The 23,727-nt window shown below is 61.1% G+C and carries 27 protein-coding genes; 20 read left to right on the top strand and 7 right to left on the bottom strand.

Going from position 1 to position 23,727, the window contains the following annotated elements:
- Positions 1-72: 72 nt before the first annotated feature.
- The 7 genes from AACL53_RS08665 to AACL53_RS08635 all read left to right on the top strand — a co-directional run bounded on the left by AACL53_RS08665 (position 73) and on the right by AACL53_RS08635 (position 3,416).
- Positions 73-423, top strand: coding sequence for a hypothetical protein (locus tag AACL53_RS08665; protein WP_339084088.1), 351 nt, complete (start codon positions 73-75; stop codon positions 421-423).
- 219 nt (positions 424-642) lie between these two features.
- Positions 643-924, top strand: a complete 282-nt coding sequence (locus tag AACL53_RS08660; RefSeq protein WP_339084086.1) for a septum formation initiator family protein — start codon at positions 643-645, stop codon at positions 922-924.
- A gap of 137 nt (positions 925-1,061) precedes the next feature.
- A complete protein-coding gene (locus AACL53_RS08655) occupies positions 1,062-1,391 on the top strand; it encodes a DUF5076 domain-containing protein (RefSeq protein ID WP_339084085.1) in 330 nt (109 codons plus the stop codon).
- 235 nt (positions 1,392-1,626) lie between these two features.
- Positions 1,627-2,013, top strand: a complete 387-nt coding sequence (locus AACL53_RS08650) for a hypothetical protein (RefSeq protein WP_339084084.1) — start codon at positions 1,627-1,629, stop codon at positions 2,011-2,013.
- 202 nt (positions 2,014-2,215) lie between these two features.
- On the top strand, positions 2,216-2,503 hold the full coding sequence (locus tag AACL53_RS08645) for a hypothetical protein (RefSeq protein WP_339084083.1): 288 nt from the start codon (positions 2,216-2,218) through the stop codon (positions 2,501-2,503).
- Positions 2,504-2,587: 84 nt separating this feature from the next.
- On the top strand, positions 2,588-2,842 hold the full coding sequence (locus AACL53_RS08640; protein WP_339084082.1) for a GlsB/YeaQ/YmgE family stress response membrane protein: 255 nt from the start codon (positions 2,588-2,590) through the stop codon (positions 2,840-2,842).
- Positions 2,843-2,948: 106 nt separating this feature from the next.
- Positions 2,949-3,416 (top strand): type II toxin-antitoxin system RatA family toxin, encoded by a 468-nt coding sequence (locus AACL53_RS08635; RefSeq protein WP_339084081.1) that lies wholly within the window; start codon positions 2,949-2,951, stop codon positions 3,414-3,416.
- A gap of 8 nt (positions 3,417-3,424) precedes the next feature.
- On the opposite strand, the gene AACL53_RS08630 is transcribed toward AACL53_RS08635, so the two are convergent.
- The 5 genes from AACL53_RS08630 to AACL53_RS08610 all read right to left on the bottom strand — a co-directional run bounded on the left by AACL53_RS08630 (position 3,425) and on the right by AACL53_RS08610 (position 7,368).
- Complete coding sequence (locus AACL53_RS08630) at positions 3,425-4,288, bottom strand: pentapeptide repeat-containing protein (protein WP_339084080.1); 864 nt, start codon at positions 4,286-4,288, stop codon at positions 3,425-3,427.
- Complete coding sequence (locus AACL53_RS08625) at positions 4,285-4,776, bottom strand: CinA family protein (RefSeq protein WP_339084079.1); 492 nt, start codon at positions 4,774-4,776, stop codon at positions 4,285-4,287. The genes AACL53_RS08630 and AACL53_RS08625 overlap by 4 nt, the downstream gene beginning before the upstream one ends.
- 108 nt (positions 4,777-4,884) lie before the next feature.
- The gene (locus AACL53_RS08620) at positions 4,885-5,370 is read right to left on the bottom strand and encodes a MarR family winged helix-turn-helix transcriptional regulator (RefSeq protein ID WP_339084078.1); all 486 of its coding nucleotides are present in this window, start codon (positions 5,368-5,370) and stop codon (positions 4,885-4,887) included.
- A gap of 157 nt (positions 5,371-5,527) precedes the next feature.
- On the bottom strand, positions 5,528-6,148 hold the full coding sequence (locus AACL53_RS08615; RefSeq protein ID WP_339084077.1) for a cation transporter: 621 nt from the start codon (positions 6,146-6,148) through the stop codon (positions 5,528-5,530).
- Positions 6,145-7,368, bottom strand: coding sequence for a bifunctional 2-C-methyl-D-erythritol 4-phosphate cytidylyltransferase/2-C-methyl-D-erythritol 2,4-cyclodiphosphate synthase (locus tag AACL53_RS08610; protein ID WP_339084076.1), 1,224 nt, complete (start codon positions 7,366-7,368; stop codon positions 6,145-6,147). Before AACL53_RS08610 ends, AACL53_RS08615 begins: the two co-directional genes overlap by 4 nt.
- A 279-nt stretch (positions 7,369-7,647) precedes the next feature.
- Between AACL53_RS08610 and dusB the strand changes: the two genes are divergently transcribed.
- From dusB to AACL53_RS08565, 9 genes are all read left to right on the top strand, one after another.
- Positions 7,648-8,634 (top strand): tRNA dihydrouridine synthase DusB, encoded by a 987-nt coding sequence (gene dusB / locus AACL53_RS08605; RefSeq protein WP_339084075.1) that lies wholly within the window; start codon positions 7,648-7,650, stop codon positions 8,632-8,634.
- Complete coding sequence (locus AACL53_RS08600; protein ID WP_339084074.1) at positions 8,631-9,797, top strand: nitrogen regulation protein NR(II); 1,167 nt, start codon at positions 8,631-8,633, stop codon at positions 9,795-9,797. Before dusB ends, AACL53_RS08600 begins: the two co-directional genes overlap by 4 nt.
- The gene (gene ntrC / locus AACL53_RS08595; RefSeq protein WP_339084073.1) at positions 9,797-11,242 is read left to right on the top strand and encodes a nitrogen regulation protein NR(I); all 1,446 of its coding nucleotides are present in this window, start codon (positions 9,797-9,799) and stop codon (positions 11,240-11,242) included. Before AACL53_RS08600 ends, ntrC begins: the two co-directional genes overlap by 1 nt.
- Positions 11,243-11,489: 247 nt before the next feature.
- Positions 11,490-13,814, top strand: a complete 2,325-nt coding sequence (locus AACL53_RS08590) for a PAS domain-containing sensor histidine kinase (protein WP_339084072.1) — start codon at positions 11,490-11,492, stop codon at positions 13,812-13,814.
- Positions 13,815-13,847: 33 nt separating this feature from the next.
- A complete protein-coding gene (locus AACL53_RS08585; RefSeq protein WP_339084071.1) occupies positions 13,848-15,248 on the top strand; it encodes a sigma-54 dependent transcriptional regulator in 1,401 nt (466 codons plus the stop codon).
- A gap of 12 nt (positions 15,249-15,260) precedes the next feature.
- Positions 15,261-16,121, top strand: coding sequence for a D-amino-acid transaminase (locus tag AACL53_RS08580; protein WP_339084070.1), 861 nt, complete (start codon positions 15,261-15,263; stop codon positions 16,119-16,121).
- Positions 16,122-16,306: 185 nt separating this feature from the next.
- Positions 16,307-16,555 carry an RNA chaperone Hfq gene (gene hfq, locus AACL53_RS08575; RefSeq protein WP_092869530.1) on the top strand — a complete coding sequence of 83 codons (249 nt, stop codon included), beginning with the start codon at positions 16,307-16,309 and terminating at the stop codon, positions 16,553-16,555.
- Positions 16,556-16,665: 110 nt separating this feature from the next.
- The gene (gene hflX, locus AACL53_RS08570; protein WP_339086916.1) at positions 16,666-17,970 is read left to right on the top strand and encodes a GTPase HflX; all 1,305 of its coding nucleotides are present in this window, start codon (positions 16,666-16,668) and stop codon (positions 17,968-17,970) included.
- A 10-nt stretch (positions 17,971-17,980) separates the two neighbouring features.
- On the top strand, positions 17,981-19,207 hold the full coding sequence (locus AACL53_RS08565; protein WP_339084069.1) for an FAD-dependent oxidoreductase: 1,227 nt from the start codon (positions 17,981-17,983) through the stop codon (positions 19,205-19,207).
- Here AACL53_RS08565 and mazG read toward each other — a convergent pair.
- Complete coding sequence (gene mazG, locus AACL53_RS08560; RefSeq protein ID WP_339084068.1) at positions 19,204-20,085, bottom strand: nucleoside triphosphate pyrophosphohydrolase; 882 nt, start codon at positions 20,083-20,085, stop codon at positions 19,204-19,206. The two genes, AACL53_RS08565 and mazG, sit on opposite strands and share 4 nt — an antisense overlap.
- Positions 20,086-20,176: 91 nt before the next feature.
- Positions 20,177-20,782, bottom strand: coding sequence for a DUF2306 domain-containing protein (locus AACL53_RS08555; protein ID WP_339084067.1), 606 nt, complete (start codon positions 20,780-20,782; stop codon positions 20,177-20,179).
- Between the two features lie 16 nt (positions 20,783-20,798).
- Here AACL53_RS08555 and AACL53_RS08550 point away from each other — a divergent pair, with 16 nt between their 5' ends.
- The 4 genes from AACL53_RS08550 to AACL53_RS08535 all read left to right on the top strand — a co-directional run bounded on the left by AACL53_RS08550 (position 20,799) and on the right by AACL53_RS08535 (position 23,660).
- Entirely contained in the window at positions 20,799-21,353 is a 555-nt protein-coding gene (locus tag AACL53_RS08550; protein WP_339084066.1) for a hypothetical protein, read from the top strand.
- Positions 21,354-21,468: 115 nt separating this feature from the next.
- Complete coding sequence (locus AACL53_RS08545) at positions 21,469-22,197, top strand: hypothetical protein (protein WP_339084065.1); 729 nt, start codon at positions 21,469-21,471, stop codon at positions 22,195-22,197.
- 20 nt (positions 22,198-22,217) lie between these two features.
- Positions 22,218-22,574 carry a hypothetical protein gene (locus tag AACL53_RS08540; protein WP_339084064.1) on the top strand — a complete coding sequence of 119 codons (357 nt, stop codon included), beginning with the start codon at positions 22,218-22,220 and terminating at the stop codon, positions 22,572-22,574.
- A gap of 237 nt (positions 22,575-22,811) precedes the next feature.
- Positions 22,812-23,660 carry a hypothetical protein gene (locus AACL53_RS08535; protein ID WP_339084063.1) on the top strand — a complete coding sequence of 283 codons (849 nt, stop codon included), beginning with the start codon at positions 22,812-22,814 and terminating at the stop codon, positions 23,658-23,660.
- Positions 23,661-23,727 lie beyond the last annotated feature (67 nt).

The following is a 23,727-nucleotide window of genomic DNA, read 5'->3' as shown; positions in this document are numbered from 1 at the left end:
GCCATTGAACTTCTGCTATCTACCGCGCAACACTACGACATGTGCGTGCTTTCGAGGCATTGCGGGGTAGACGTGAGACGATTGATTATGGTGACCGGCATGCTGGCGGCGTTGGCCGCTGCGGCGAGCACCAATGTGTTCTCAATGGAAGAGCAGCGCGGGGCAATCCCGGGCGGCGTTTCCGCGCCCGACGCCCCGAAAGCTCAAGAGGAAGACCAGGCAAGTCCTGCGAAGCCCGAGGGCACCGAAATCCGAATTCCCGGCCTCGGCAAAATCGGTACGCTGCCGAAAATGGACTTCGGCCTCGATCTTTTGTACGGCGCGGCCGAGGACAATAACAAAGCTCCCAATCTTCCTGACTCGCAGAATTCCGATGATCAGAAAGACCTGATGATCCACGGATCGGTGAAACACCGCTTCTAGAAGCCAATCGCGGTTCTTGAGCGGCGGTCTTGGCTGGTTCTCCGCGAAATATCGTCCATCGACCTGTCTGCCAGTCGGCTGTCCGTTAGTGGACACCGGGTTTACCCGCTCTTAATGGCCCCTCTCATATACCCGTCGGTCTCACCCTCTCTTCTCGGGGACCGCTCCTTGCGTTACTTGAGCCTCTCAACGAACAGGCCGAACGGAGCCGGGCGGCTCATGGAGCAGCTTGCGATTACGTTGGCCTGTGTCGCGCTGACGAGCTATTTCGCTTACCACATTCGATATGGACGGCACGGCCTCGAGGTGCGGGCTGGGCTGGTCGAGCGTTCGGCGCTTGTCGATTTCGAGATCAAAGGTCTCGAGAGCGTGCGCACGAAACTCCGCCACGACGTGGCCCTGCTGTCTCCCGAAATCCCGAACGCCGATATCGTGGAAGAGACCGCGCGCGACATGCTCGGCTATGTGCGCGCCGACGACAAAATCATCACCGCCCAATAAGCACCGTAGTTGATTATTACGCCTTAACAGCCCGCAGCTCTGAGCGCGTGGTCCCGAAAGGATAATCGCCGCTTGAGCCCCGGGCCGAGACTGGCTACGTCAGAGATGCGTTTGGTGCATCGAGGGGAGTCCATGAAATGTCAGACCTGCAGGATTCCGACGTCCTCCTCGAACTCGATATCCCGGAAGAAGTGCCGGAGGCCGAGCAGGCCGTCGAGCTTATCAGAGCTTGGGTGGCGGACGGCGCACTCGTCGTAACTCTCAATGGCGAAGCGTTCGGCCCGCGATTGGAAGAATGGGGCAGATTGCTCGCGCAGATCGGGCACCACGTCGCGCGTTCGGCTTCCGCTAACGGCGAATCGGGCGAACAGCGCTTGATCGCGGCCGTTCGTAAAGGCTTCGACGAGGCTTTCCCGAAAAGCGAATTGGCGGCCTTCGGGAGAAGCCGTAAGCGCGTGACCCACTAACACCGTACGCGCTCGCTTCATCACGTAGGGAGGACAAGCCGCGCCCTGCGCAGCGGGCCGTGCTGCCCGCTCTGTTGCCCATTTGCGCCAGATAGTTGATCTCCACACTTTCGAGCCATTCCGCCGCTTTGGCGGGGGATGACGCGGGTTCCCCTCCTTGCGCCGCGTCCTCTCGGATCGCTAACAATCGGTGCGTGCGCGTCGAGTTGTGGGTGGCAACTCTCTGGGGGTTTCGATGAGAAAAGTTCATATTGGCAAAATCGGTTTCGTCGTCGTTGCGGCGGCTCTCACGTGCGGTTGCGCGAACTCGGGTTTTGATCTTTCGACCGCTTCGGTAACGCCTTCGGAGAAGACCGCGGCAAAAACAGATCCTGTCTGCACCTCGCTCGCAAGTCAGATCACGACGTTGAAGGGTGACGGCACGATCGAGAGACTCGAGAAGGCGGCCGACGGCAAAGGCGACAAGGTTTCCGTAAAGCGCACGGCTCTGCAGAAACAGGCCGAGCTCAACAAGGCCTACGGCGAGTATCAGACACGCTGTGGCACGGGCATTCCGAACCAGGTCGCATCGCAACAGCCGGCAAAAGCTGCCGCGGCTGCAACGACTCCTGCCGCGAACTGACCTGATCCCGAGCATTGCCGCGATGATGGCACGCACGCTTTTTCAGCGTGTGGAAAACAGTTATTTTGAAATTTCTGTTGCTGCATCAGTGCCACAGGAAGGCCACGGGGGATTGCGAAGGCTCCCTGGCTGTGATCTCTGCGACGTTAGAAGAGCCGTCCTCGGGAGCCTCTTCGTAAATTCAAGCTGAGTGAGACGGATAATGCGGGGTTGTTTAGCGGTTGGTCTTGTGATCGCTCTTGGCTGCGCGCTGCAGGGATGCGGCGGGGCTTCGGGAACGACCGGTGGCGATCCGGGAGCGAAGCCTCTTCCTGCGGGCGAATCGTGCGGTTCGATTCGCGGCGAACTCAATCGACTGGATTCCAAAGGCGTTCCGGCTCAAGTCGAACGCGCCAGCGGCGGCGGCAAGCTGACGCCGGCCCAACGCGCCGACGTCGACAAGTACAATGACCTGCTCAACCAGTATCTGGGTGCTCGCTGTCACGTTTGAGCCTCCAGTTTTGACTCCACGGTGACGATCCGGCGATGACGGTTCAGTTGCCGCCGTTTCGGTGAGGAAGCCTTCGGAGCTGACATGGACAGTCAAACGCGCGATTTGGTCGTCTTCGCTATCATCGGGATCATCGCCGGCTTTCTGGCCTCTCTCGTGGTCGGTGGCGACGGCCTGATCCGATACCTGATCACCGGCATCATCGGCGCCTTCGTCGGCGGTTATCTGTTCCGAGCGCTGGGCATCAATCTCGGCATCAGAAACGCCTTCGTGTCGGAAATCGTCACCGCCGCGATCGGTGCAATCGTGATCGTGCTGGTCGCCCGCCTTATCGCCTAGTCTCATCGCCTGATAGAGCGAGCCGCCAGCAACGCTGCAAAGCGGTGCGGCTGCTTGAAGCATATACTTTCCGCTAAGCAGCGACCCGTGCCATAAGACGGGCGCCATGCCATCTTTCTCCACCCAGCGCCACGTCCGCTTTTCGGCCGAGCAAATGTTTGCTCTCGTCGCCGACATCGAAAAATATCCCGACTTCCTTCCGCTCTGCACCGGCCTGACCGTCCTGTCACGCCAGCAAACCGCTGCGGGCGAGGAACTGACGGCCCGCATGAGCATCGGCTACAAATCGATCGCCGAAAGCTTCACGACACGTGTCGTGATCGACAGATCTGACCGGCGTATCGATGTCAGCTACCTCGACGGACCCTTCAAGCACCTCGAAAATCGTTGGAAATTTTTGGACGATCCATCGGGCTCGATGATCGATTTTTTCATCGACTACGAATTTCGCTCGAAACTGCTCGGCGCGCTGATGGGCGCGATGTTCGATCAGGCATTCCGGCGTTTTACCCATGCATTCGAGGAGCGCGCCGCTCAGGTCTATGGAGCCGCGCCCAAGACGGCGGAAACCTGACGGCGAAACTAGCGGACGCTCTTGTCCGAGTTTTTGGCGAGCGCCAAGCCTCTGAGCCGATCCAATCCTTTGGCATTGCGAAGTTTGGTGCCTGAGAGATTGGCACCCCGAACATCCGCATCGGTCAGGTCGGCGTCCGTCAAATCAGCGCCGGACAAATCGGCATTCGTCAGATCGGCGCCCGAAAGGTCAGCGCCGCGCAGGATCACGTCGCGCATGGTGGCGCCTTGGAGCCGCGCAAAACTCAGTTGCGCTCGGCCCATGTCGGCGCGCGTGAAAATGGCCCCCTCCAAGTTCGCGCTCGTAAAGTCGGTCCGCCAAATGTGTTCGATGAAGCCCGTGGTGTACGTGGGCGCACAATGGGAATCGGTGAGGTCGGCGCCGGCAAGATTCGAGCCCGCGAAGGTTCCAAAAAACCGCGCGCCGCGCATCGAAGCGCCCTTGAGGCTCGGCGCTTCAGCTGCAAGAGGCGCGAGCGTTGAGAATGACGATGGGCGCATCAGGCTCGCATTGTCGAGCCGAGCGCCGTCGAGCTTCGCGCCGACGAGAGTGACGCGGTCCAGTATCGCGCCGGAGAGATCCGTCCCCGAAAGGTTTGCGCCGGAAAGATCGGCTCCGAAGAGATTGGATTGACGGAGGTCGGCCTGCTTGAAGTCGAGGCCCGAAAGATCAAGCCGCGTCAGATCCCGATGATTGAGGGAAGGGTGACTTCCGGGAGCGGCGCGAAACACCAGGAGGGAGACGTCCCGCGCCGACATATCGGCGGCGACCGACGGCCCGAATGCCAGCCCTAATTCCAGCGCGCTTGCAGCCACCAGAATGAACGCGTGGACGGCGCCGCCAATGGATGCCCAGAAAATTCCCTGCTTCATGCAGCTGCCTCTAGAAGCATCCTGAGGGCCGCCCGGAGGCTCGCGAGGCGAACCTCGTCCCTCCCAACCTCGCCAAACATATGGCGTTCGACGAGCGGAGCGTCGAACACGGAAGCGATCCCGATGTAGACCAGCCCGACGGGCTTGTGCGGGCTGCCCCCGCCGGGCCCGGCGATGCCAGTGATGGAAACGGCCAGATCCACACCCGTCGTCCGGACGACGCCGTCCGCCATGGCATGGGCGACCGCCTCGCTAACGGCCCCATGGCGCTGGATGAGTCCGCTGTCGACCCCGATCATGCTGGACTTCGCATCGTCGGCGTACGTCACGAACCCACCGAAAAACACGTCCGACGAACCGGCTATGGCTGTAATCGCACTTGCAACGAGGCCGCCCGTGCAGCTCTCGGCCGTCGCCAGCAGCCGGCGCTTGGCTCTGAGAGCGGCAATGAGCCGGCCGGCGTCATCGAGTACGTCAGGTGGAAACACGCGGGAAGCCTCGCCATTGCTCCCAAAAGAAGGAGGGGAGCGCTTCAGATGAAGCACTCCCCGACAAAGCTATCTAGAGAGAGAAGAATGTGCAAACGGCTTGGCTGATCAAGCCGCGGCTAGGACCTCAGCATGTGAAAGCAGGCTATCGAGGACGGACCGGCTATCGGAGCCCATGGCCCCGACAGTACGCTTCTGGGCGTCTTGCCAAATCGGGTAGGCATCCTTCAGGACTGCCTGACCTTTGGGCGTAAGGTGCAGGCCGCGTCCCCGCCGTCCGGCGGGAGGATCCATGATGATATGACCAAGTGCCAAAAGGCGCTTCAAGTTGCGAGAGAGGGTCGACTTTTCAATGTCGAGTTCGTGACCGATCTCGACGGCCGTGATGGCGTCACGAGAAGCCAGCTGCGCCAGCAACGTGTATTGGCTCGCGGTGATGCCGAGTGGGCGCAAGGCATCGTCGTAAACCCTCGTGACGATCCGCGAAAGCTGACGCACACGGGTCGCTAAGCACATCTCCGACTGTGCCTCAGCGATTGTGCTGATAGCGTCGTCGTCAGGCTTGCGTTCGAGATTTTGGGGCATGATGTTCATATCGGCTCCCGTATGAGCACTTTCGTGGGTCGTGGCAATACAACCACTTAACCATTTGATGCCGCGATTCTGCCTTGAGGGTCAACGAAGAAAGCCGTTGCAAGGCAGCATCAATTTCGTCGGCGAGGCGAATTGATGGGAGCTCGCAACCCAGTAATCACGGTTTCGCTGAAACGTGTTCATCGCGGGCGGCTTGATAGATTTCGATGGCAGCTCCGGCGTTCAAAGCTGCGATACCGAGTCCAACGATGAGATCCGGCCAGCGGGACGCCGTTCCCGCAGTCAACAGTCCGGCGAACACGATCGCGATGTTCGCGGCCACATCGTTACGCGCCGACAAAAACGCCGCTTTGGTCAAGCTGCCGCCTCTCGCTCGAAATGGCGCGAGGAGCCACGCGCAGACGGCATTGACGGCGAGCGCTCCCAATCCGGTGAGACTGAGCGGAAGAGCGTCCGGAACGCGAACGTCCGCAAAGTTCTGCCAAGCCGTCCAGAGCGTCGCGAGAGCCGGAACAAGAATAATCACTGCGAGGAGCATTCCGAGCTTGGCTCGGCGAGCAGCGCTGAAACCCAACCCCGCGAGAATGAGCAGATTGATCGCGCCGTCCTCGAGGAAGTCGACGCTGTCGGCAAAGAGCGAGACGGAGCCGATCGCGACAGCCACGGCAAACTCGATCCCGAAATATCCGAGATTGAGTGCCGCTACGTTCCGGACCGTCACCCGCAGCCGGACATTCGTCGCGATGTCGTCGGCAGCGGGACGAGGAGCCTCGCTCATCTGGCGTCTTCGGCCGGAACAAAGACCATCGCCGATGCCATTGCGGCCATGCCTTCGCCGCGGCCGACGAAACCCATGCTCTCCATCGTCGTGGCTTTGATGCCGACGCGGTTCGGCGGAAGGCCTAAGACTTCGCCGATCAAGTTCTGCATCGCCGGGCGATGCGGTCCGATGCGCGGGGCTTCGGCAAGCACGGTGATGTCGACGTTGCCGATCCGGCCGCCGATGTCGCGCACGCGGCGAACGGCATCCTCGAGAAACAGTCGCGACGCAGCGCCCTTCCATTTCGGATCGGACGGCGGGAAGTGCTGACCGATATCGCCATCTCCGATCGCGCCAAGCAGAGCATCCGTCAGCGCGTGCAGCACGACGTCGGCGTCGGAATGTCCCTCGAGTTTGTGCGTATGCGGAATTTTCACGCCGCCGAGCCAAACGTGGTCGCCTTCTGAGAAGCGGTGAACGTCGAAGCCCGTGCCGGTGCGCGGTTCGAGTGCGCTAGTCATTTGCCGGTCTGCCAATTCGAGATCCTCTGCCGTTGTGATTTTGATGTTGCCGGTTGAATCTTCGACGACGGCCACCGCGAGACCGGCCCATTCGGCGATCGCGGCATCGTCGGTGAACGTGTCCAAGTTCTTACTTGCTGCCTCACGGTGCGCGGCGATGATCGGCCCGAATTGAAAACCTTGCGGGGTCTGCGCGCGCCATAGCCCGGCGCGTGCGACAGTCTCCGTTACGACGCCGTCGCCGGACGTCCGCTTCAGGGTGTCGGTGACGGGCAGCGCTGCGAGCGCCGCGGGCCGCTCGCGAAGCGCCGCAATGACGTTCGAGATCGTTTTCGACGATACGAACGGCCTCGCAGCGTCGTGGATCAAGACGACGTCGGGAGCAGTGCCAGCCAAGGCCTCGAGACCGCGCAGGACGGAGGCTTGCCGGCTTGGACCGCCAATGGCGACGCCGGAAAGCTTGCCGAAGCCAAATCCCGCCGTGGCACGCTTGTACAACTCGCCATCGTCGGCATGGATGACGACCTTGATCTCGTTGATCTCGGGATGCCGCGCGAAGGCGTCGATCGCGCGGGTGAGGACCGTTCTACCTCCGATCGCCGCATACTGCTTCGGCCCGGCGCCCTGACCGCCAGAGCCCCGACCGCTGGAGCTTTGGCCCGAAGCCGCGCGCGTTCCCCGACCGGCCGCGACGATCAAAGCGGCAATGCGCAACATACGATCTCCCTGGAAATGCACTATCGTTGAAAGCCCAGGCCTTCCGTGCCCGCTCGCGCAAGCTTTCGCAACACCCTCTCGCCCGCCGGAATCGCCGCCGTGAAACCGGAACTGCCAATTTCATAGTCGCCAGATGCTCAGCCGCGTCAAATCGGCAATTCCGAAACGTCTTGTTCACCCTTGCGAAATCGCTGAACGGCGCATAGGCTGCCCAAACTCGCGGCACATCTGCAGTCTGCTCACAGATTAGGCAGAACGGTGGGAGCTGGTTTCGACCAAATGCTAGAAGACATCGTAAACGGCACGCCACCCGCAGTCTTGGCGCCCATGTCGGGGGTGAGTGATCTTCCCTTCCGGCGTCTTGCGCATCGCCTTGGAGCGAGCCTCGTCGTTTCCGAGATGGTCGCGAGCGAGGAATTGGTCAAATCGCGATTTGACGTCCTGCGCCGGGTCGAGGGGCGGGATCTGACACCGTTTGTCGTACAACTCGCCGGCCGCGAAGAGCGGTGGATGGCTGAGGGCGCCCGTATCGCCGAAGCGAAGGGCGCGAACATCATCGACATCAATATGGGCTGCCCCGCAAAAGAGGTGACGGGCAAACTCTCGGGCTCCGCGCTCATGCGCAATCTCGACCACGCCCAGGCTTTGATCAAAGCGGTCATCAATGCCGTGAAGGTTCCCGTGACGCTGAAGATGCGGCTCGGCTGGGACGACAAGACCCGCAACGCTCCTGAACTCGCCAAGCGCGCGGAGGCGGAAGGCATCAAGCTGATCACAGTCCACGGCCGCACGAGGTGTCAGTTCTTCACGGGCGCCGCCGATTGGTCGGCTGTGCGTCCCGTCGTTGAAGCGACCTCGCTTCCCGTCCTCGTCAACGGAGACATCCTATCGCCCGTCCATGCAGCAGAGGCGCTGCAAGCTTCCGGGGCAAGGGGCGTCATGGTCGGACGCGGAGCCTACGGCGCACCGTGGATGCCGGGGCGCATCGCAAACTTCTTGGCGACGGGCCGCGATGCAGGCGATCCGGCGCTCGACGATCAGCGCGACATTGCCCTCGAGCATGTCGAAGCGATGCTCGGCCACTACGGCAGGGACCTCGGTCTGCGCAACGCCCGCAAGCACGTCGGCTGGTATTTGGCGACGAGCGGCGCCAGCGAAGCGGTCGTCAAGTCGTGGCGCGCCAAGCTCTGCACGATGCTTGAACCCGAGCGTGTGCTCGACGGCCTTAAGACTTTTTATTCTTGTACGGAGTCGCGCGCGGCATGAGTAGCAAGTCGGCATCGGTACGCAAATCTGATCGTCACTCGGCGCCGCCTCCGGCCAGAGCGGTCGATTGCGAGGATTTATTGAGTGCGCTGCCGCACCCGATACTCGTGATTGCCAGCGATCAAACCATCGTTTTTGCAAATGCGGCGGCTGAATCCTTTTTCTCGATGAGTGCGTCCGCGCTGACGAGAAGCCGGATTTCCGACATCGTCGCATTCGGCTGCCCGCTGCTTGGATTGATCGAGCAGGTGCAGTCCACAAGCTCGACAGTCAATGAATACAGCATCGAAGTCGCGACGCCCCGGTTCTCCGGCGCGAAGCTTGTCGATGTTTATGGCGGCCCGCTTCTCGAAGAGCCGCGCAACATGTTCCTGATGCTGCAGCAGCGCTCGATGGCGCAAATGATCGAGCGGCAGCTGACGCATCGCGCGGCGGCGCGCTCCGTGTCGGGAATGGCCGGCGTCTTGGCGCACGAGATCAAAAATCCCTTGTCCGGCATTCGCGGCGCAGCCCAGCTGCTGGAGCCCGCTCTTTCCGACGAAGACCGCGCGCTGACCCAGCTCATCTGTTCCGAAACCGACCGTATCCGTAATCTCGTCGATCGCATGGAGGTGTTCGGTGACGAGCGCCCGATCACGAAAGATGCGGTCAACATTCACGACGTTCTCAATCATGTACGCCGCATCGCGGAGCACGGGTTCGGTCGCAACGTCCGTTACGTCGAGGATTACGATCCGTCGCTGCCGCCCGTTCTCGGCAATCGCGATAAGCTCGTGCAGGTCTTCCTCAACCTTCTGAAGAACGCGGCGGAAGCCATCGGCGATAGAACCGACTCTGGCCGCATCATCATGCAGACGGCGTTCAGGCCCGGAGTGCGGTTATCGCTTCCCGGCTCTGATACGCGCGTCAGCCTCCCGTTGATGATCCAGATCGAAGACAACGGTTGCGGCATCCCCGATCATTTGAAGCCGCATCTCTTCGATCCGTTCGTTACCACCAAGACGTCCGGCAGCGGCCTCGGACTCGCGCTGGTCGCCAAGATCATCGCCGATCACGGCGGCATCATCGAATGTGAAAGTGAGCCCAAGCGCACGATCTTCCGCGTGCTGCTTCCCATGCAACGCGCGCGGCCAGCTCCCGTGCCGACGACGAGAGAGACTTGATGGCCAGAGGCACCATACTTATCGCCGACGACGACACCGCCATTCGCACGGTGTTGAACCAGGCATTGGCGCGGGCAGGTTTCGCGCCCCGGGCGACCGGCAACGCGGCGACGCTGTGGCGCTGGGTGAGCCAGGGCGAGGGCGATGTCGTTATCACGGACGTCGTCATGCCGGACGAGAACGCGTTCGATCTCATTCCGCGCATGAAGAAACTACGGCCCGATCTGCCGATCATCGTCATGAGCGCCCAGAACACGCTGATGACGGCGCTGACGGCGGCCGAGAAGGGCGCCTTCGAATATCTCCCGAAGCCCTTCGATCTCAATGAAGTCGTGGCGGTTGTTTCGCGCGCGCTGTCGGAGCCGGGGCGAAAGCGCCAGACGGTGAACACCGAACGCGAAACGGACGAACTACCGCTCATCGGCCGTTCGCTGCCGATGCAAGACATCTATCGCGTGCTCGCGCGCCTGACGCAGAGCGATCTCACGGTCATGATCAACGGCGAGAGCGGCACGGGCAAGGAACTCGTCGCGCGCGTTCTGCACGATTACGGCAAGCGCCGGCACGGCCCGTTCGTCGCGATAAACATGGCGGCGATCCCGCGGGAATTGATCGAGAGCGAGCTCTTTGGGCACGAAAAGGGAGCCTTCACCGGCGCCCAGACGCGCACGCCCGGCCGCTTCGAGCAGGCCGAGGGCGGCACGCTCTTCCTCGACGAAATCGGCGATATGCCGCTTGAAGCGCAGACGCGGCTTTTGCGCGTTCTCCAGCAAGGCGAATACACGACTGTCGGCGGGCGCACGCCCATCAAGACCAACGTGCGCATCATCGCGGCGACGCACCGCGATCTCAAAACGCAGATCCAACAGGGTCTATTCCGCGAAGATCTCTTCTATCGGCTGAATGTCGTGCCGATACGCCTGCCACCGCTGCGCGAGCGGCTCGAAGATATCGGCGATCTCGTTCGCCACTTCCTGAGACAGGCAGCGCGGGAAGGCCTCGGACAGAAGTCGATCGAGACCGCCGCGATCGAACGCCTCAAGTCGCATCCATGGCCCGGCAACGTCCGTGAGCTGGAGAACGTCGTCCGCCGCCTTGTCGCCCTCTACACGCAGGACGCGCTGACGGCTCAAATCGTCGAGCAGGAGCTTGCGGGCTCCGCGATCTCGGCCCCGGTCGGAGGCGGCGCCGAAGGCGGCGATCTCGGAGAAGCCGTCGAGCGATACCTCTCGCGGTATTTTTCTTCGTTCGGCAATGAACTTCCGCCGCCAGGCCTTTACGACCGGGTCATCCGCGACGTGGAGAAGCCGCTCCTCAGCGCGGCGCTGGCAGCGACGCGCGGCAATCAAATTCGCGCCGCCGAGCTTCTCGGCCTCAATCGCAACACGCTGCGCGCGCGCATTCGGGATCTCAATATCCGGGTATTTCGCACCGTCGAAGGCTGATCATACCGTTCGTATCCCAAAAAGTTATCCACAGGCCTTGACCGAACACGCGTTTGGCGCTTGATCTGCGCCACACCCGTCGCGAAAATGTCACAGTTAGGCTGTTGGGTCTGGGCAGCTGTAGCGTGATCGTCGCTGCATGCTCGCCCGGTGTGGAAATACCGCGCCGGGAAATGCCGTCCACGGTAATGGGCGGACGATCAATTGAGAACGAATTCAGAGCAATAGTTGGATCGGTCGACAACTGATGAGCGCCAGCAACAGCGATGGCAAAGCCGACACGATCGCCCTGCGCGATAGAGTGCCCGCTGCTGCTTTGGTCGAGGAAGGGGCAACACCGCTGAACCCGTCCGACCGCGCATTCTGGTTCGGCCTCGGCGTCGTGCTGCTCTCTTTGATGTCTGCGCTCGTCAGCTATCTCATCCTGACGGGTCTAACCGCGATAACGCCGCGCAATGAATATGTCTGGACGGCGCTGGCGGTGAATGCCGTCCTCCTCGTCGCGATGTTCGGCACCATCGTCTGGCAAGCGCTCGGACTTCGCCGTGCCTGGAAGCAGAAGGTTCCAGGAGCGCGGCTGCACACGCGCATCGTCGCTCTCTTCACCCTCACGGCCGCGCTGCCGGCCGTGCTGCTCGCCGTCGCCGCGACGACGACATTCTCCCGCTCGCTCGACGGCTGGTTCTCAGGGCGCACGCGCGCCATCGTCGAAAACTCCTATGACGTCGCGAAGGCTTACGTTGACGAGCACAGCCAGATCATCCGGACCGATATCGTCAACATGGTCCGCGATATCAACGGCGAGGCCGCGACTCTCAAGGACGATCCTGACGCATTTCAGAAGTTCCTCATCGGCCAGGCAGGTCTCAGAGATCTGACGTCGGCCTACATCATTGACGGCGAAGGCGTGCCCATCGTCCTTGCGCTCGATGATCCGAAGCTGCCGTATGTCGTGCCGCCGCCCGCTGCTATACAGCAGGCGGAATCCGGCCAAGTCGCATTATCGAAACCGTCGAGCGATTATCGGATTTCTGCGATCACCAAGATCGACAGCATGCCGGGGCGGTATCTCTACGTCGCGCGCGGCGTCAGTCCGAAGGTGATCAGCCATCTCCAGAGCACCGAGCAGAACGTCTATGAATATACGCGCCTGAGGCAAGCCAAAGGCGGCCTGAAAGTCGCGCACGGCCTCATCTACTTCATGATCTCGATGACGTCTCTGCTTGCCGCGATATGGGTAGGCATGTGGTTTGCGGGCAGGTTCGTCGCGCCGATCCGAAGGTTGATCGCAGGCGCGCAGGAAGTGTCGAAAGGCAATCTCGAATTCTCGCTGCCCGAGAAGCGGGGAGAAGGCGATCTGCGGCGTCTCTCGCATACGTTCAACGTGATGACGCGCGATTTGAAGCAGCAGCAGAACGCGCTGGTCACCACCAATGCGCAATTGACCGAGCGGCGGAATTTCATCGAAGCCGTTCTGTCGGGCGTCTCCGCCGGCGTCATCGGCCTCGACAGTGCCGACTGCATCACCCTCATCAGCCGCTCCGCCGAACGCCTGCTCGGCTTCACGAGTGCGGAAGTCGTCGGCAAGCCGCTGAAGGATGTCGTCCCGGAATTCGCGTGCATTCTTTCCGCCGGCGACGAGCCCGGTCTGAAGAGCAAGCAGTACGAAATTCAAAAGCAGATCGGTGATGAAGAGCGAACGTTCGCCGTCCGGATCACGCACGAGAGAGAGGGTGAGGGCGACGTCGGTTCCGTCGTCACGTTCGATGACATATCCGAACTCGTCCAGGCCCAGCGAACGAGCGCCTGGGCGGACGTCGCGCGACGTATCGCGCACGAAATCAAAAACCCTCTCACGCCGATACAACTTTCGGCAGAGCGCCTGCGCCGGAAGTTCGGGTCGCAGATTGGCGAAAACCGCGAGCTGTTCGAAACGCTGACGCAGACGATCGAACGCCAAACCGGTCAGATCAAAAGCATGGTCGACGAGTTTGCATCGTTCGCACGTATGCCGCAGCCCGCCATGGCCGATCAGGATCTGAAACTCGCCGTCCAAGAGCCGGCCGTCCTTTTCCGCGAAGGCCACAAGGACATAAACTTCAAGCTCGTTCTTCCGGATCGCCCGGTCACCGCCCATTTCGATCTGCGGCTGATATCGCAGGCGGTCACCAACCTCATCAAGAACGCTGCCGAGGCGATCGAATCCTACGGCGAAGCACAGGGCCGTCCGCCCGGCTATAAGGGCGAGATCGAGGTGCGGCTGGTACCACTGCCGGACCGCGTCGCGATCGAAGTCATCGACAACGGTATTGGTCTGCCGAAACAAAATCGTGCGAAGCTTTTGGAACCCTATGTTACGACAAGAACCAAGGGCACTGGCCTCGGTCTCGCCATCGTGCAGAAAGTCGTCGAGCAGCACGGCGGCACGCTGGCCCTTGAGGATGCTCCGGTAAGCAATACGAGAACGCGCGGCGCTCTGGTTCGGCTGACATTGCCGATAAAGGTCGGACCATCCCGCGATATGACGACAGATCAAATTCGCGCCGCAGCGCAAATTGCCGGCGGAGCATGAGATGAAACGCTTAACCCCCCCAGGAGCGCAGCAATGTCAGCTGATATATTGATCGTCGATGACGAGGCGGATATCCGGGACCTGGTCGCCGGCATCTTACAGGACGAGGGCCACCGGACCCGGCTTGCACGCGACAGCGATGAAGCTCTGCGCGCCATCGAAGACCGAAGGCCTCACCTCGTCGTCCTCGATATCTGGCTGCAGGGAAGCCGCCTCGACGGACTCGAAGTCCTGACGGTGATGAAGCGGACGTATCCCGATCTGCCCGTCGTTATCATTTCAGGCCACGGTAACATCGAAACCGCCGTGACCGCGATCAAGCGCGGCGCTTACGATTACATCGAGAAGCCGTTCAAATCCGATCGCCTCATCCTCGTGGCCTTGCGCGCGCTCGAAGCGTCTCAGCTGAAGCGCGAAGTGCGCGAGCTCAAGGAACGCTCAGTCGTTTCCGCCGACATGATCGGCAAATCGCCGGCGATCAACCAGCTGAAGAACAACATCGACAAGGCCGGCCCAACGAACAGCCGGATCATGCTGCGCGGCGCGTCTGGTACGGGCAAAGAACTCGCGGCCCGCGTTCTCCATCAAAAATCGCTGCGCGCCGACGGACCGTTCGTCGTGCTCAACGCGGCTGCCATGGTGCCTGATCGCGTCGAAGACGAGTTGTTCGGGACAGAGGACCGCACGGGCGGCCCGCGGAAAGTCGGCGCTTTGGAAGAAGCGCACACCGGCACGCTCTACATCGACGAAGTCGCCGACATGCCGATGGAAACGCAGGGCAAGATCCTGCGCGTGCTCGTCGAACAGAAGTTTCTCCGTCTCGGCGGCTCGCAAAAAGTTTCCGTCGATGTCAGGATCATCTCATCGACCTCACGTGACCTCGAGCAGGACATCCGCGAGGGACGCTTCCGGGAAGATCTCTACCATCGCCTGAACGTCGTGACGCTGCGGGTGCCAAGCCTCGCCGAGCGGCGCGAGGATATTCCCGAACTCATCCAGTATTTCATCAGCCAGGTCGCCCAGACATCGGGCCTCGCACCGCGCAGGATCGGCGAAGACGCCATCGCGGTGCTGCAGGCGCACGATTGGCCGGGCAACGTTCGCGAACTCCGCAACAACGTCGAACGTCTTTTGATCCTCGCGGGCGGCGAGCCCAATGCCGCTATCACGGCCGACATGCTTCCCGATGAAATCGGCTCCAACGTGCCGTTGCCCGTCAACGGCGGCGCCGAACACCTGATGTCGCTTCCGCTCCGCGAGGCGCGGGAAATTTTCGAGCGTGAATACCTCCTGGCTCAGATCAACCGGTTCGGCGGCAACATTTCGAGAACCGCTGAATTCGTCGGCATGGAGCGATCGGCGTTGCATCGAAAGCTCCGCGCGCTCGGCGTTTCTTCCGAGCAGCGCAGCGGCGACCTCCGATCGGCGTCCTAGGAGCGAGGTCGCTTGACACGCATCGTTTATGTCAATGGCGGCTACCGGCCCTATGCGCAGGCCGCCGTTCATGTCGAAGACCGCGGCTTCCAATTCGCCGATGCGATTTACGAGGTCATCGAAGTCCGCGACGGCGGACTGGTCGATGCACCCCGGCATCTCGAGCGTCTCGCCCGGTCGTTGAAGCAACTTGCGATCCCCGCGCCCATGACGGAGCGCGCGCTGCGCCACGTCATTTACCAGGTGATCCGGCGCAATCGCGTCCGCGACGGCATCGTTTATATGCAAGTCTCGCGCGGCGCTGGGCCGAGGGACTTCGCGTTGCCGCCGCCCGAAACGCCGCCGACGCTTGTCGTAATCGCTCGCGCCCAACGGCGGGGATGGGCGGCCGAACTCGCCGAAACGGGGATCAGTGTGAAGACCACACCGGACAATCGGTGGGCGCGCTGCGATATCAAAACGGTGATGCTGCTGCCCGCCGTCCTGGCGAAGGACGAAGCACGCCGGGCCGGAGCCCGCGAGGCATGGTTCGTGGACGCCGCCGGCAACGTCACCGAGGGTGCCTCGAGCAATGCCTGGATCGTCGCCTCAAACGGTTCGCTCGTCACCCATCCGCTCGACCATCACATCCTGCCCGGAGTAACCCGGGCAACCGTGATGGATGTTGCGAAAGGGGAGGGAATAAAAATTGAACAGCGGACCTTTACCCGGGAAGAAGTCCTGAACGCCCGCGAGGCGTTTGTGACATCCGCCACCAATATCGTCATGCCGGTTGTTAAAATAGACGGAGCTGCAATTGGGGATGGGCGGCCGGGGCCGCTTGCCCGCCAGCTGCGGTTGAGATTTCATCAGGTTGCTGAATTTTCAGCGTGAGGCAGGTGCGAACGTTGCCGCATTGTGCGAGGCAACAATGGATGTAGAGTGCGGCTCGCTTCGATCATTACCGTATTTCCTGGTGACCGCTGCATTGGTGCTTCGTTACTTCTTAACTGCGACGGCACCACTCGTTACGAGAAGACGCTAGAACAAGACGTCGAGATAAAAAACGGACAAAAAAAATGGCGGCTGAAAAACCTCAGAATCTCCAAGACACATTTTTAAATTATGTTCGCAAAAACAAAACGCCACTCACGATCTTCCTCATCAATGGCGTGAAACTCCAAGGCATCGTCAGCTGGTTCGATAATTTCTGCGTTCTCCTGCGCCGCGATGGTCATTCCCAGCTTGTCTACAAACACGCCATCTCCACGATAATGCCGGGCGGCCCCGTCAATCTGAACGACCAGGACGAAAGCCCCGCCGGTTGACCTCACGTTCGAAGGACGGCGAGGGCGAAAAGAGCGAAGGCGGACGAAATCGCGAACGTCGGCGTGTCTCGAAGGAGACGAGAGCGCCGAGAACGCGAACGCTCGTTGTCGTGCCCGCATGGAAGCGGCAGCCGAAGCCCAAGACCGCGCAGCCGGCGAAATCGTCCACGCACATTCACACGCCGGAAAATCGTCTGGCTGAAGCCGTCGGCCTGGCAAGAGCCATCGAACTCGACATCATCGACTCGACGATCGTGCCGGTCTCCGAACCCCGGCCCGCGACACTGCTCGGATCGGGCAAGGTCGAAGAGATCAAGGGCCTCGTCGAAGAGCTCGAAATCGGCCTCGTCGTCATCGATTACAACATCACGCCTGTGCAGCAGCGCAATCTCGAGAAGGCGTGGAACGCCAAGGTTCTCGATCGCACCGGGCTGATCCTCGAAATATTCGGCGCACGCGCCAGAACACGCGAAGGCGTGCTGCAGGTCGAACTCGCGCATTTGACGTATCAAAAGGGCCGTCTCGTTCGCGCCTGGACCCATTTGGAACGCCAGCGCGGCGGCGGCGGCTTCCTCGGCGGCCCCGGCGAAGCCCAGATCGAACTCGATCGCCGAATGCTCCAGGACCGCATCGATGCGATCAAAAACGACCTGAAAGACGTTGCAAAAACGCGTGATCTCCATCGCAAGGGGCGCCGCAAAGTCCCGTATCCGATTGTCGCGATCGTCGGCTATACGAACGCGGGAAAGTCGACACTCTTCAATAAAATCACCGGCGCTGGCGTCGTCGCGATGGATCAGGTTTTCGCGACGCTCGATCCCACCATGCGCGAAGTAAAGCTCCCCAGCGCCCGGCGGATCATCCTGTCCGACACGGTCGGTTTCATCTCTGATCTCCCGACCATGCTCGTCGCCGCCTTCCGCGCGACGCTCGAAGAAGTCGTCGAAGCCGATCTCATTCTGCACGTGCGCGACATCGCCCACGAAGAAACCGAAGCGCAGGCGCAGGACGTCGAGAAAGTGCTGACGGATCTCGGTATCGATACCTTGCCCGTCGAAAGCCACCTTCTCGAAGTCTGGAACAAGATCGATCTTCTGCCTGCGGAGCGTCGGGCGGAGCTGCAACACGAAGTGCACCGCAATGCCCGCCCGCCCGTGCTCGTCTCGGCGTCGACCGGCGAGGGCATGGCGCCGTTGCTGCATTCGATCGATGAGCGCCTCGGCGCGTCCGACGAAATTCTCGACGTGATCCTGCCGGGAAGCGATGGCGCGCTCCTCCATTGGCTGCACGAGACGTGCGATGTGCTTGCACGAGAAGCCCGCAAGGACGGCAGCATCGAATTGCGTCTCCGCGTGCCGAGCGAAAAGAAGGCGCGCGTCATCGGGCATCTTCGCAAGGCGGGAATATCGGTCTAAGCTCGTCCCCGTGGATGAGCGCGTCACATGCTGCATAGCGGGCGGCGGACCCGCGGGGATGATGCTGGGTGTGCTTCTGGCGCGCGCCGGCGTCGCCGTGACCGTACTCGAGAAACACAAAGATTTCCTTCGCGATTTTCGCGGCGATACAATTCATCCCTCAACGCTGCAGTTGATGGAAGAACTCGGCTGGCTCGACGATTTTCTGAAACTTCCACATCAGGAAGCAACGAGCATCTACGGGCAGTTCGGTGACACGCGTCTCGAGATGGCGAACTTCTCGCATCTCCCGATCCGGACGAAATTCATCGCCCTGATGCCCCAATGGGACTTTTTGAATTTTCTCGCGGATAAGGGCAGAACCTATCCCAAATTCAGCCTCAGGATGAACGCCGAAGCGACAGGCCTCGTTTTCGATGGCGATCGTGTAACGGGAGTAAAGGTCAAGACGCCGGAAGGCGACATGACCATCAATGCCGATCTCGTGGTCGCCGCCGACGGACGCTCATCGGTACTGCGCGGCGCCGCCGGCCTCGTCAGCGAGAACTTCGGCGCGCCGATGGACGTGATGTGGTTCCGCCTGCCGAGGCTCCCGACCGACACTGAGGAAACGCAAGGCCGCTTCGATGCCGGCCATATCTTCGTCATGCTACAGCGCGGAGATTATTGGCAGTGCGCCTACGTCATCCCGAAAGGTGGCGATGCGAGAGTGCGAGCGGCGGGCCTCGACGCTTTCCGCAAATCGGTCGGCGCGCTCTTGCCGTTTGACGCCAAGCGCGCCGACGCCATTACCGACTGGGATCACGTCAAGCTTCTGACGGTCGTGGTCGACCGCCTCAAGACCTGGGCGCGACCCGGGCTCCTCTGCATCGGAGATGCCGCTCACGCGATGAGCCCCGTCGGCGGCGTCGGTATCAACCTCGCGGTTCAGGACGCCGTCGCCGCCGCGAATCTCTTGTGGCAGCCGCTCAAGACGGGCCGCTTGACGTTCGACGATCTGGAAGCCGTGCAGACGCGCCGGGAGTTCCCGACCCGCGCGACACAACGCCTGCAACTCGCCGTCCAGAACGCGGTGATCGCAAAGACCCTCGCGGCCAGCGGCCCCATAGCGCCGCCGCTGATCATCCGGCTGTTGACCCGGCTGCCGTTTGTCTCCCGCATCCCGGCGCGCCTCATCGGTCTCGGATTTCGGCCCGAGCACGTGGCCGAAGCAATAAGGAACGGTAAGGGCGCCTAACGCTTCTCGAGCGCTTTCGCCTCATCCCAAAGCGCATCCATTTCGTCGAGCGAAGACTGCGACGGGGATTTGCCGCGCTCGGCAAGCGCCTTTTCGATATGAGCGAACCGCCGGACGAACTTGTCGTTGGCGCCCCGCAGCGCATCCTCCGGATCAAGCTTCAGATGCCGCGCGATGTTCGCCATCACAAAAAGCAAATCGCCGAACTCTTCTTTAATTGCGTCTTCCGCGTCCGGCGGCCGGCTCCCCGCAGGGGAGTCGCTGGACGCAGCCAAAGCCTCTTCAAGCTCGGTGACTTCTTCTTTTAGCTTTTCAAACACAGGCTGAAGGTTCGGCCAATCGAAACCGACCCTCGCGGCTTTGTCCTGCAACTTGATCGCGCGCGTCAGAGCCGGAAGCCCAACGGGAACGTCGGCCAGCGTTGCGGACGAATGCCCGCGCGAAGAACTTGGCGCCAAGACGCGTAAACGTTCCGCAGCCTTCTCGGCGCGTTCTTCCGCCTTGATCTCTTCCCACGTCGCTTTGACTTGAGAAGGATCCCGCGCCGCGCCATCACCGAAGACGTGAGGATGCCGCCGGATCATCTTCTTCGTGGAGGATTCGACGACGTCGCCGAATGCGAACGAGCCTTGCTCCTCTGCGATGCGCGAATGATAGACGACTTGCAAAAGGAGGTCGCCAAGCTCGTCCTTGAGATCAACCAGATCCCTGCGCGCGATGGCATCGGCAACTTCGTAGGCTTCCTCGATCGTGTAGGGCGCAATCGTCTCGAACGTCTGTTCGAGATCCCACGGGCAGCCCGTTTTGGGCGTCCTGAGCGCCGCCATGATTTCGATCAGCCGGGTGATGTCGCGCGATGGTTTGAGCGTAGCCGTCATGTCCGTCCTCTTTGGATCGGGCGGACAGTAGACGACCCCGAAAGGATCGACGAGGGCCAGTTCCGTGGAGTCCTGCGGCTATGTCGCCCGGCTATCGTGCCAAGCTCGCCGAAATGAACCGCGGATTGCTCAAGACAATGCCCAAGGGAACCATCCAGCCGATCCATGCCGCGAGCGCGTAGACGGGGTCGAACGGCAGGTGGAGCACAATCGCTGTGCCCGTAATCACGCGGAACCAGACGGCGCCCGTCGTCACCGCAACCATCGCCATCATCAGGTGCGCGTGGCGGCGAATGTTCCGCTGGCGGATCGCGGCGAAGGCCGAGCCGAACAGGTAAAGCCAGACGAGACCCTGCACGAAAAATCCGGCCCGCGCCAACGCCGGGGAATGGCTCATGATGGCGACAGGTAACGACGTAAGCCCCCCAATCACCACAAATATGCCCAACAGCCGGCCAAGCGGTCTGTGAAGCTCAAGCCGATGTCGACACGCGATGACGATCGGTGCGATCAACAACGCCATTGCCGACGACAGCATGTGCGCCGGAAAAAGAAACGGCGCACGACCGGCGAGTACGAACATTTCATAGGGCAGCACGATGAGGCCGGTACCTGAACCGATCGCGACCGCTCCAACCGGAATTATGAGGAAGCCGATGATCGAAAAAATCGCGACGCGAAGACAGAGCCTCGACAATTCGCCGGGGGGTAAAGTGGTGGGCGCCGTTGCGCTCGCAGCCGCAGGAGTTGTCGTCGCCGTATCGGTCATCGCGGTCATCTTCGTCTTCGGTTTTGGCGGCTCTGCGGCGGCCGGCGACGAAGCCGCCGCAAAAGTCGAAGAAATCGCGCCGGTATCCCTCGCCGGCAGATGGACCGGTCACTATTACGGCTACGGCCGCAACGGCGACGCGCAAGACTGCGGCGACGATGGCTGCGCCCTGACGTACGATATCGTTGCGTGCAAGGACGGCTGGTGCGGGATCGCGATCAAGGACGACAACTCATGTGGAGAGGTCGCCGTCCATCTCGCGACCGACACCAGCCAAGGCGACGGCGCCTTCAGGGGTAAGCTCGAACTCTCGAAAGGCGCGGCGCCTTATGCGATCGAAGCCTGGTACAGAACCGACGAGGAAAGCAAAATCGGCCAGCTGCATCTCCTGGGCGATACGGGTCCTGAGCTTCTGCTGTTCCGCCGGTCCTATCCGTTCGAGGCGAACTTTGCGCGGGCAGGCGATGCAACTTGCAAAGCCGATAAGGCGACGAGCTGACGGCGCCGAAGCCTGCCCACAAAGCAGGTGTGTCCAAACCAGACGCCCCCCGATTTGCAACGCCCGTTGCCGAGCCGCCTGGCTCTGCTAGTCTCGGCGGCAGAGCGGGGGATCGATGCACATTATCTTCAATGGCCTGATGATGGCGCTCGAGCTTGCGGCAATTTTCGCCGTCGCTTGGGTCGGCTATACGGCGCCGTTGGTCTTCGCAGCCGGCACGGCGCTGTTGGCGCTCGGCGTCGGCGCGGCACTTGAGATCGCCCGCCTCAGATACGAATTCCCGTTTTATTTCGACCGCCCCCCGGGACGTTCGATGATCGTTATCGTGACGGTCGGGGCGCTGGAGGCGATAACGAAGGCCATCCTCGCCGGCGTCGTCGGGCTTCTGACATTCCTCGGCACGGATCAGGAGCGGCTGAAGTTCGTCGCCGTGATTTTCGCCATTTCGCTCTTTCTCGGCGTGCAGGCCGTCCGGTTCCTGATGGACCGGCTGAAGGCCCGCCCGATGCGTTGGGGCTATTTTCGGCTCGCGGCGCCGCTCGGATTGTTGTTTTCCGCTGGCCTGACATTCCTGCCGGCGCCCGGCATCACTGAGCTTGCAAAGCGGGCCGCGTTCGATCTTCCCACGAAGCCGACGATGGAGCAGGCGAGCGAGTTTCTCTTCCTGCTGAAACAGAGCTTCGATGAGATCGTCGTCCGCATGCTGTCCTGGGTGTTCGATCCGGCGCTGGCGCAGGCGATCGGCGCGGTGGTCTCGGTCAACATGCTGTCGGGCTTCGTCATAGCGCTCTACGCCGTGTTGATCGCGGAAGGCATCCGGAAGCTCGAACGCCGCGAGCCGTGATTTGACCTTGAGGCCACGAGATGCCGCTTGTGATCGCCCACACCAGCTTGATGCTTCCAGAGATCCTCGTCATCGAAAGCTTGCTCGAGGCACACGGCATTCGCTTCGTCACGGCCGGTAAGGATATCGTCACCCAATGCCCGCACTTCGCGGTGCTCTTTGGCGGAATTTCGATCCTCGTCGAGGAAGAGGATTTTGAAAATGTGCGGACGTTGATTGGGGATACCCACGACGTCCCGGGCTACAAATCCATAGAAAGTGACGGCTTCGAGAAACACCCCATCCGCAATGCGGTGCTTGCGTTCCTGATCGTGATCATGGGTGCCCCATTTCCGTTTTGGTACCGAAGAGCACGCTCGCGTAGCGCCGCAAATTAATTGCAGGGCGAGACGGGATGCCCTTCATTCCGTTCCCAAGAATGAAATTGATAACTCGCTCGCTCCCCGTTTTCCCGTCCCGCGAAAATTACTCCGTTAGGAGATAGCCGCGCGGCGGGCCCACTGTCGGCTTTTCGAGTCGACGCCCCGTTTCTCAAAGCCATTCATTTCCAAAACATCCCGCTCCGACATCGGAGCCCGTCCATTCCAATCGCGTAGATCACAACGAGTAATCGGATGCTCTTCGATTGCTTCAGCTTTTTTAATGAACTCGATTTGCTCGAGGTGCGGCTGCACGAGCTCGACGCGCTCGTGGATTATTTTGTGCTCGTCGAAGCGCGCCGGACATTTCAGGGAGAACCGAAACCTCTCTATTTCGCCGACAATGCCGATCGCTTCCGAAGGTATTCCGGCAAGATCATCCCCATCGTCGTCGACTTCCCCGAGACAAGCGACGCCTATGGATTGGATACGAAGCCTCTCGATGCGAATTGGGCTCGCGAGCACTATCAGCGCAATCAGATTGCCAAGGGATTAGCTCAAGCCACGGCAAACGATTTGATCATCGTGTCGGACGTCGATGAAATCCTGAGCGCCACGGCGTTGAGACGCGCGCTGAGCGAGCGCAAACCGGGAGAGCTGACGATCTTCGAGATGCCGGTCTATCGCGGCTCTGCCAACCGGCGGGTGAGGAGCCCACCTTGGGACAAGGGACCACGTCTTATCGAGTATCGACAATTTCCGGGTGCCCAACGTCTTCGCATGACCAAGATATGTGCGTCGGGGCGGCTCAGAGGTACGGTGCTGGGGCACCTCCATGCCAGAGCTTGGAATTGGATCAACACCGGCATCTGGGCACCGGTTCGCGTCATCCCGGATGCGGGTTGGCATATGACGAGCTTGGGCGGTTGGGAAGCTTGGCGCCGTAAGATCGCGTCGTACTCGCACGCGGAACACAGATTGAAACCCAGCTTCCAGTGTTCCGACGAGTACGCGAAGATGGTGGCCGACGAGACCGATATTGTGAGCGTCGCCGAGCTGCCGGCTTTCATCCGCCTACACCCGGAAAGATTTGTCCTTGCGTAAAAACGATCTCGACTTCGCTTATCGACTGGCGACTGGCGACTGGGGCGAATTCCAATGGCCGCTGCAG

Source organism: Hyphomicrobium sp. ghe19, from assembly GCF_902712875.1.
Taxonomy (GTDB): domain Bacteria; phylum Pseudomonadota; class Alphaproteobacteria; order Rhizobiales; family Hyphomicrobiaceae; genus Hyphomicrobium_B.
Note: the sequence above shows the minus strand (reverse complement) of the source record. Positions and strands in the feature narration are given on the sequence as shown.

Excerpts from the sequence above, each read along its gene's own strand:
- AACL53_RS08660 (WP_339084086.1), top strand. The coding sequence starts at position 643 with ATGGAGCAGCTTGCGATTACGTTGGCCTGTGTCGCGCTGACGAGCTAT.
- AACL53_RS08655 (WP_339084085.1), top strand. The coding sequence starts at position 1,062 with ATGTCAGACCTGCAGGATTCCGACGTCCTCCTCGAACTCGATATCCCG.
- AACL53_RS08650 (WP_339084084.1), top strand. The coding sequence starts at position 1,627 with ATGAGAAAAGTTCATATTGGCAAAATCGGTTTCGTCGTCGTTGCGGCG.
- AACL53_RS08645 (WP_339084083.1), top strand. The coding sequence starts at position 2,216 with ATGCGGGGTTGTTTAGCGGTTGGTCTTGTGATCGCTCTTGGCTGCGCG.
- AACL53_RS08640 (WP_339084082.1), top strand. The coding sequence starts at position 2,588 with ATGGACAGTCAAACGCGCGATTTGGTCGTCTTCGCTATCATCGGGATC.
- AACL53_RS08635 (WP_339084081.1), top strand. The coding sequence starts at position 2,949 with ATGCCATCTTTCTCCACCCAGCGCCACGTCCGCTTTTCGGCCGAGCAA.
- AACL53_RS08630 (WP_339084080.1), bottom strand. The coding sequence starts at position 4,288 with ATGAAGCAGGGAATTTTCTGGGCATCCATTGGCGGCGCCGTCCACGCG.
- AACL53_RS08620 (WP_339084078.1), bottom strand. The coding sequence starts at position 5,370 with ATGAACATCATGCCCCAAAATCTCGAACGCAAGCCTGACGACGACGCT.
- AACL53_RS08615 (WP_339084077.1), bottom strand. The coding sequence starts at position 6,148 with ATGAGCGAGGCTCCTCGTCCCGCTGCCGACGACATCGCGACGAATGTC.
- AACL53_RS08610 (WP_339084076.1), bottom strand. The coding sequence starts at position 7,368 with ATGTTGCGCATTGCCGCTTTGATCGTCGCGGCCGGTCGGGGAACGCGC.
- dusB (WP_339084075.1), top strand. The coding sequence starts at position 7,648 with ATGCTAGAAGACATCGTAAACGGCACGCCACCCGCAGTCTTGGCGCCC.
- AACL53_RS08600 (WP_339084074.1), top strand. The coding sequence starts at position 8,631 with ATGAGTAGCAAGTCGGCATCGGTACGCAAATCTGATCGTCACTCGGCG.
- ntrC (WP_339084073.1), top strand. The coding sequence starts at position 9,797 with ATGGCCAGAGGCACCATACTTATCGCCGACGACGACACCGCCATTCGC.
- AACL53_RS08590 (WP_339084072.1), top strand. The coding sequence starts at position 11,490 with ATGAGCGCCAGCAACAGCGATGGCAAAGCCGACACGATCGCCCTGCGC.
- AACL53_RS08585 (WP_339084071.1), top strand. The coding sequence starts at position 13,848 with ATGTCAGCTGATATATTGATCGTCGATGACGAGGCGGATATCCGGGAC.
- hfq (WP_092869530.1), top strand. The coding sequence starts at position 16,307 with ATGGCGGCTGAAAAACCTCAGAATCTCCAAGACACATTTTTAAATTAT.
- mazG (WP_339084068.1), bottom strand. The coding sequence starts at position 20,085 with ATGACGGCTACGCTCAAACCATCGCGCGACATCACCCGGCTGATCGAA.
- AACL53_RS08545 (WP_339084065.1), top strand. The coding sequence starts at position 21,469 with ATGCACATTATCTTCAATGGCCTGATGATGGCGCTCGAGCTTGCGGCA.
- AACL53_RS08540 (WP_339084064.1), top strand. The coding sequence starts at position 22,218 with ATGCCGCTTGTGATCGCCCACACCAGCTTGATGCTTCCAGAGATCCTC.
- AACL53_RS08535 (WP_339084063.1), top strand. The coding sequence starts at position 22,812 with ATGCTCTTCGATTGCTTCAGCTTTTTTAATGAACTCGATTTGCTCGAG.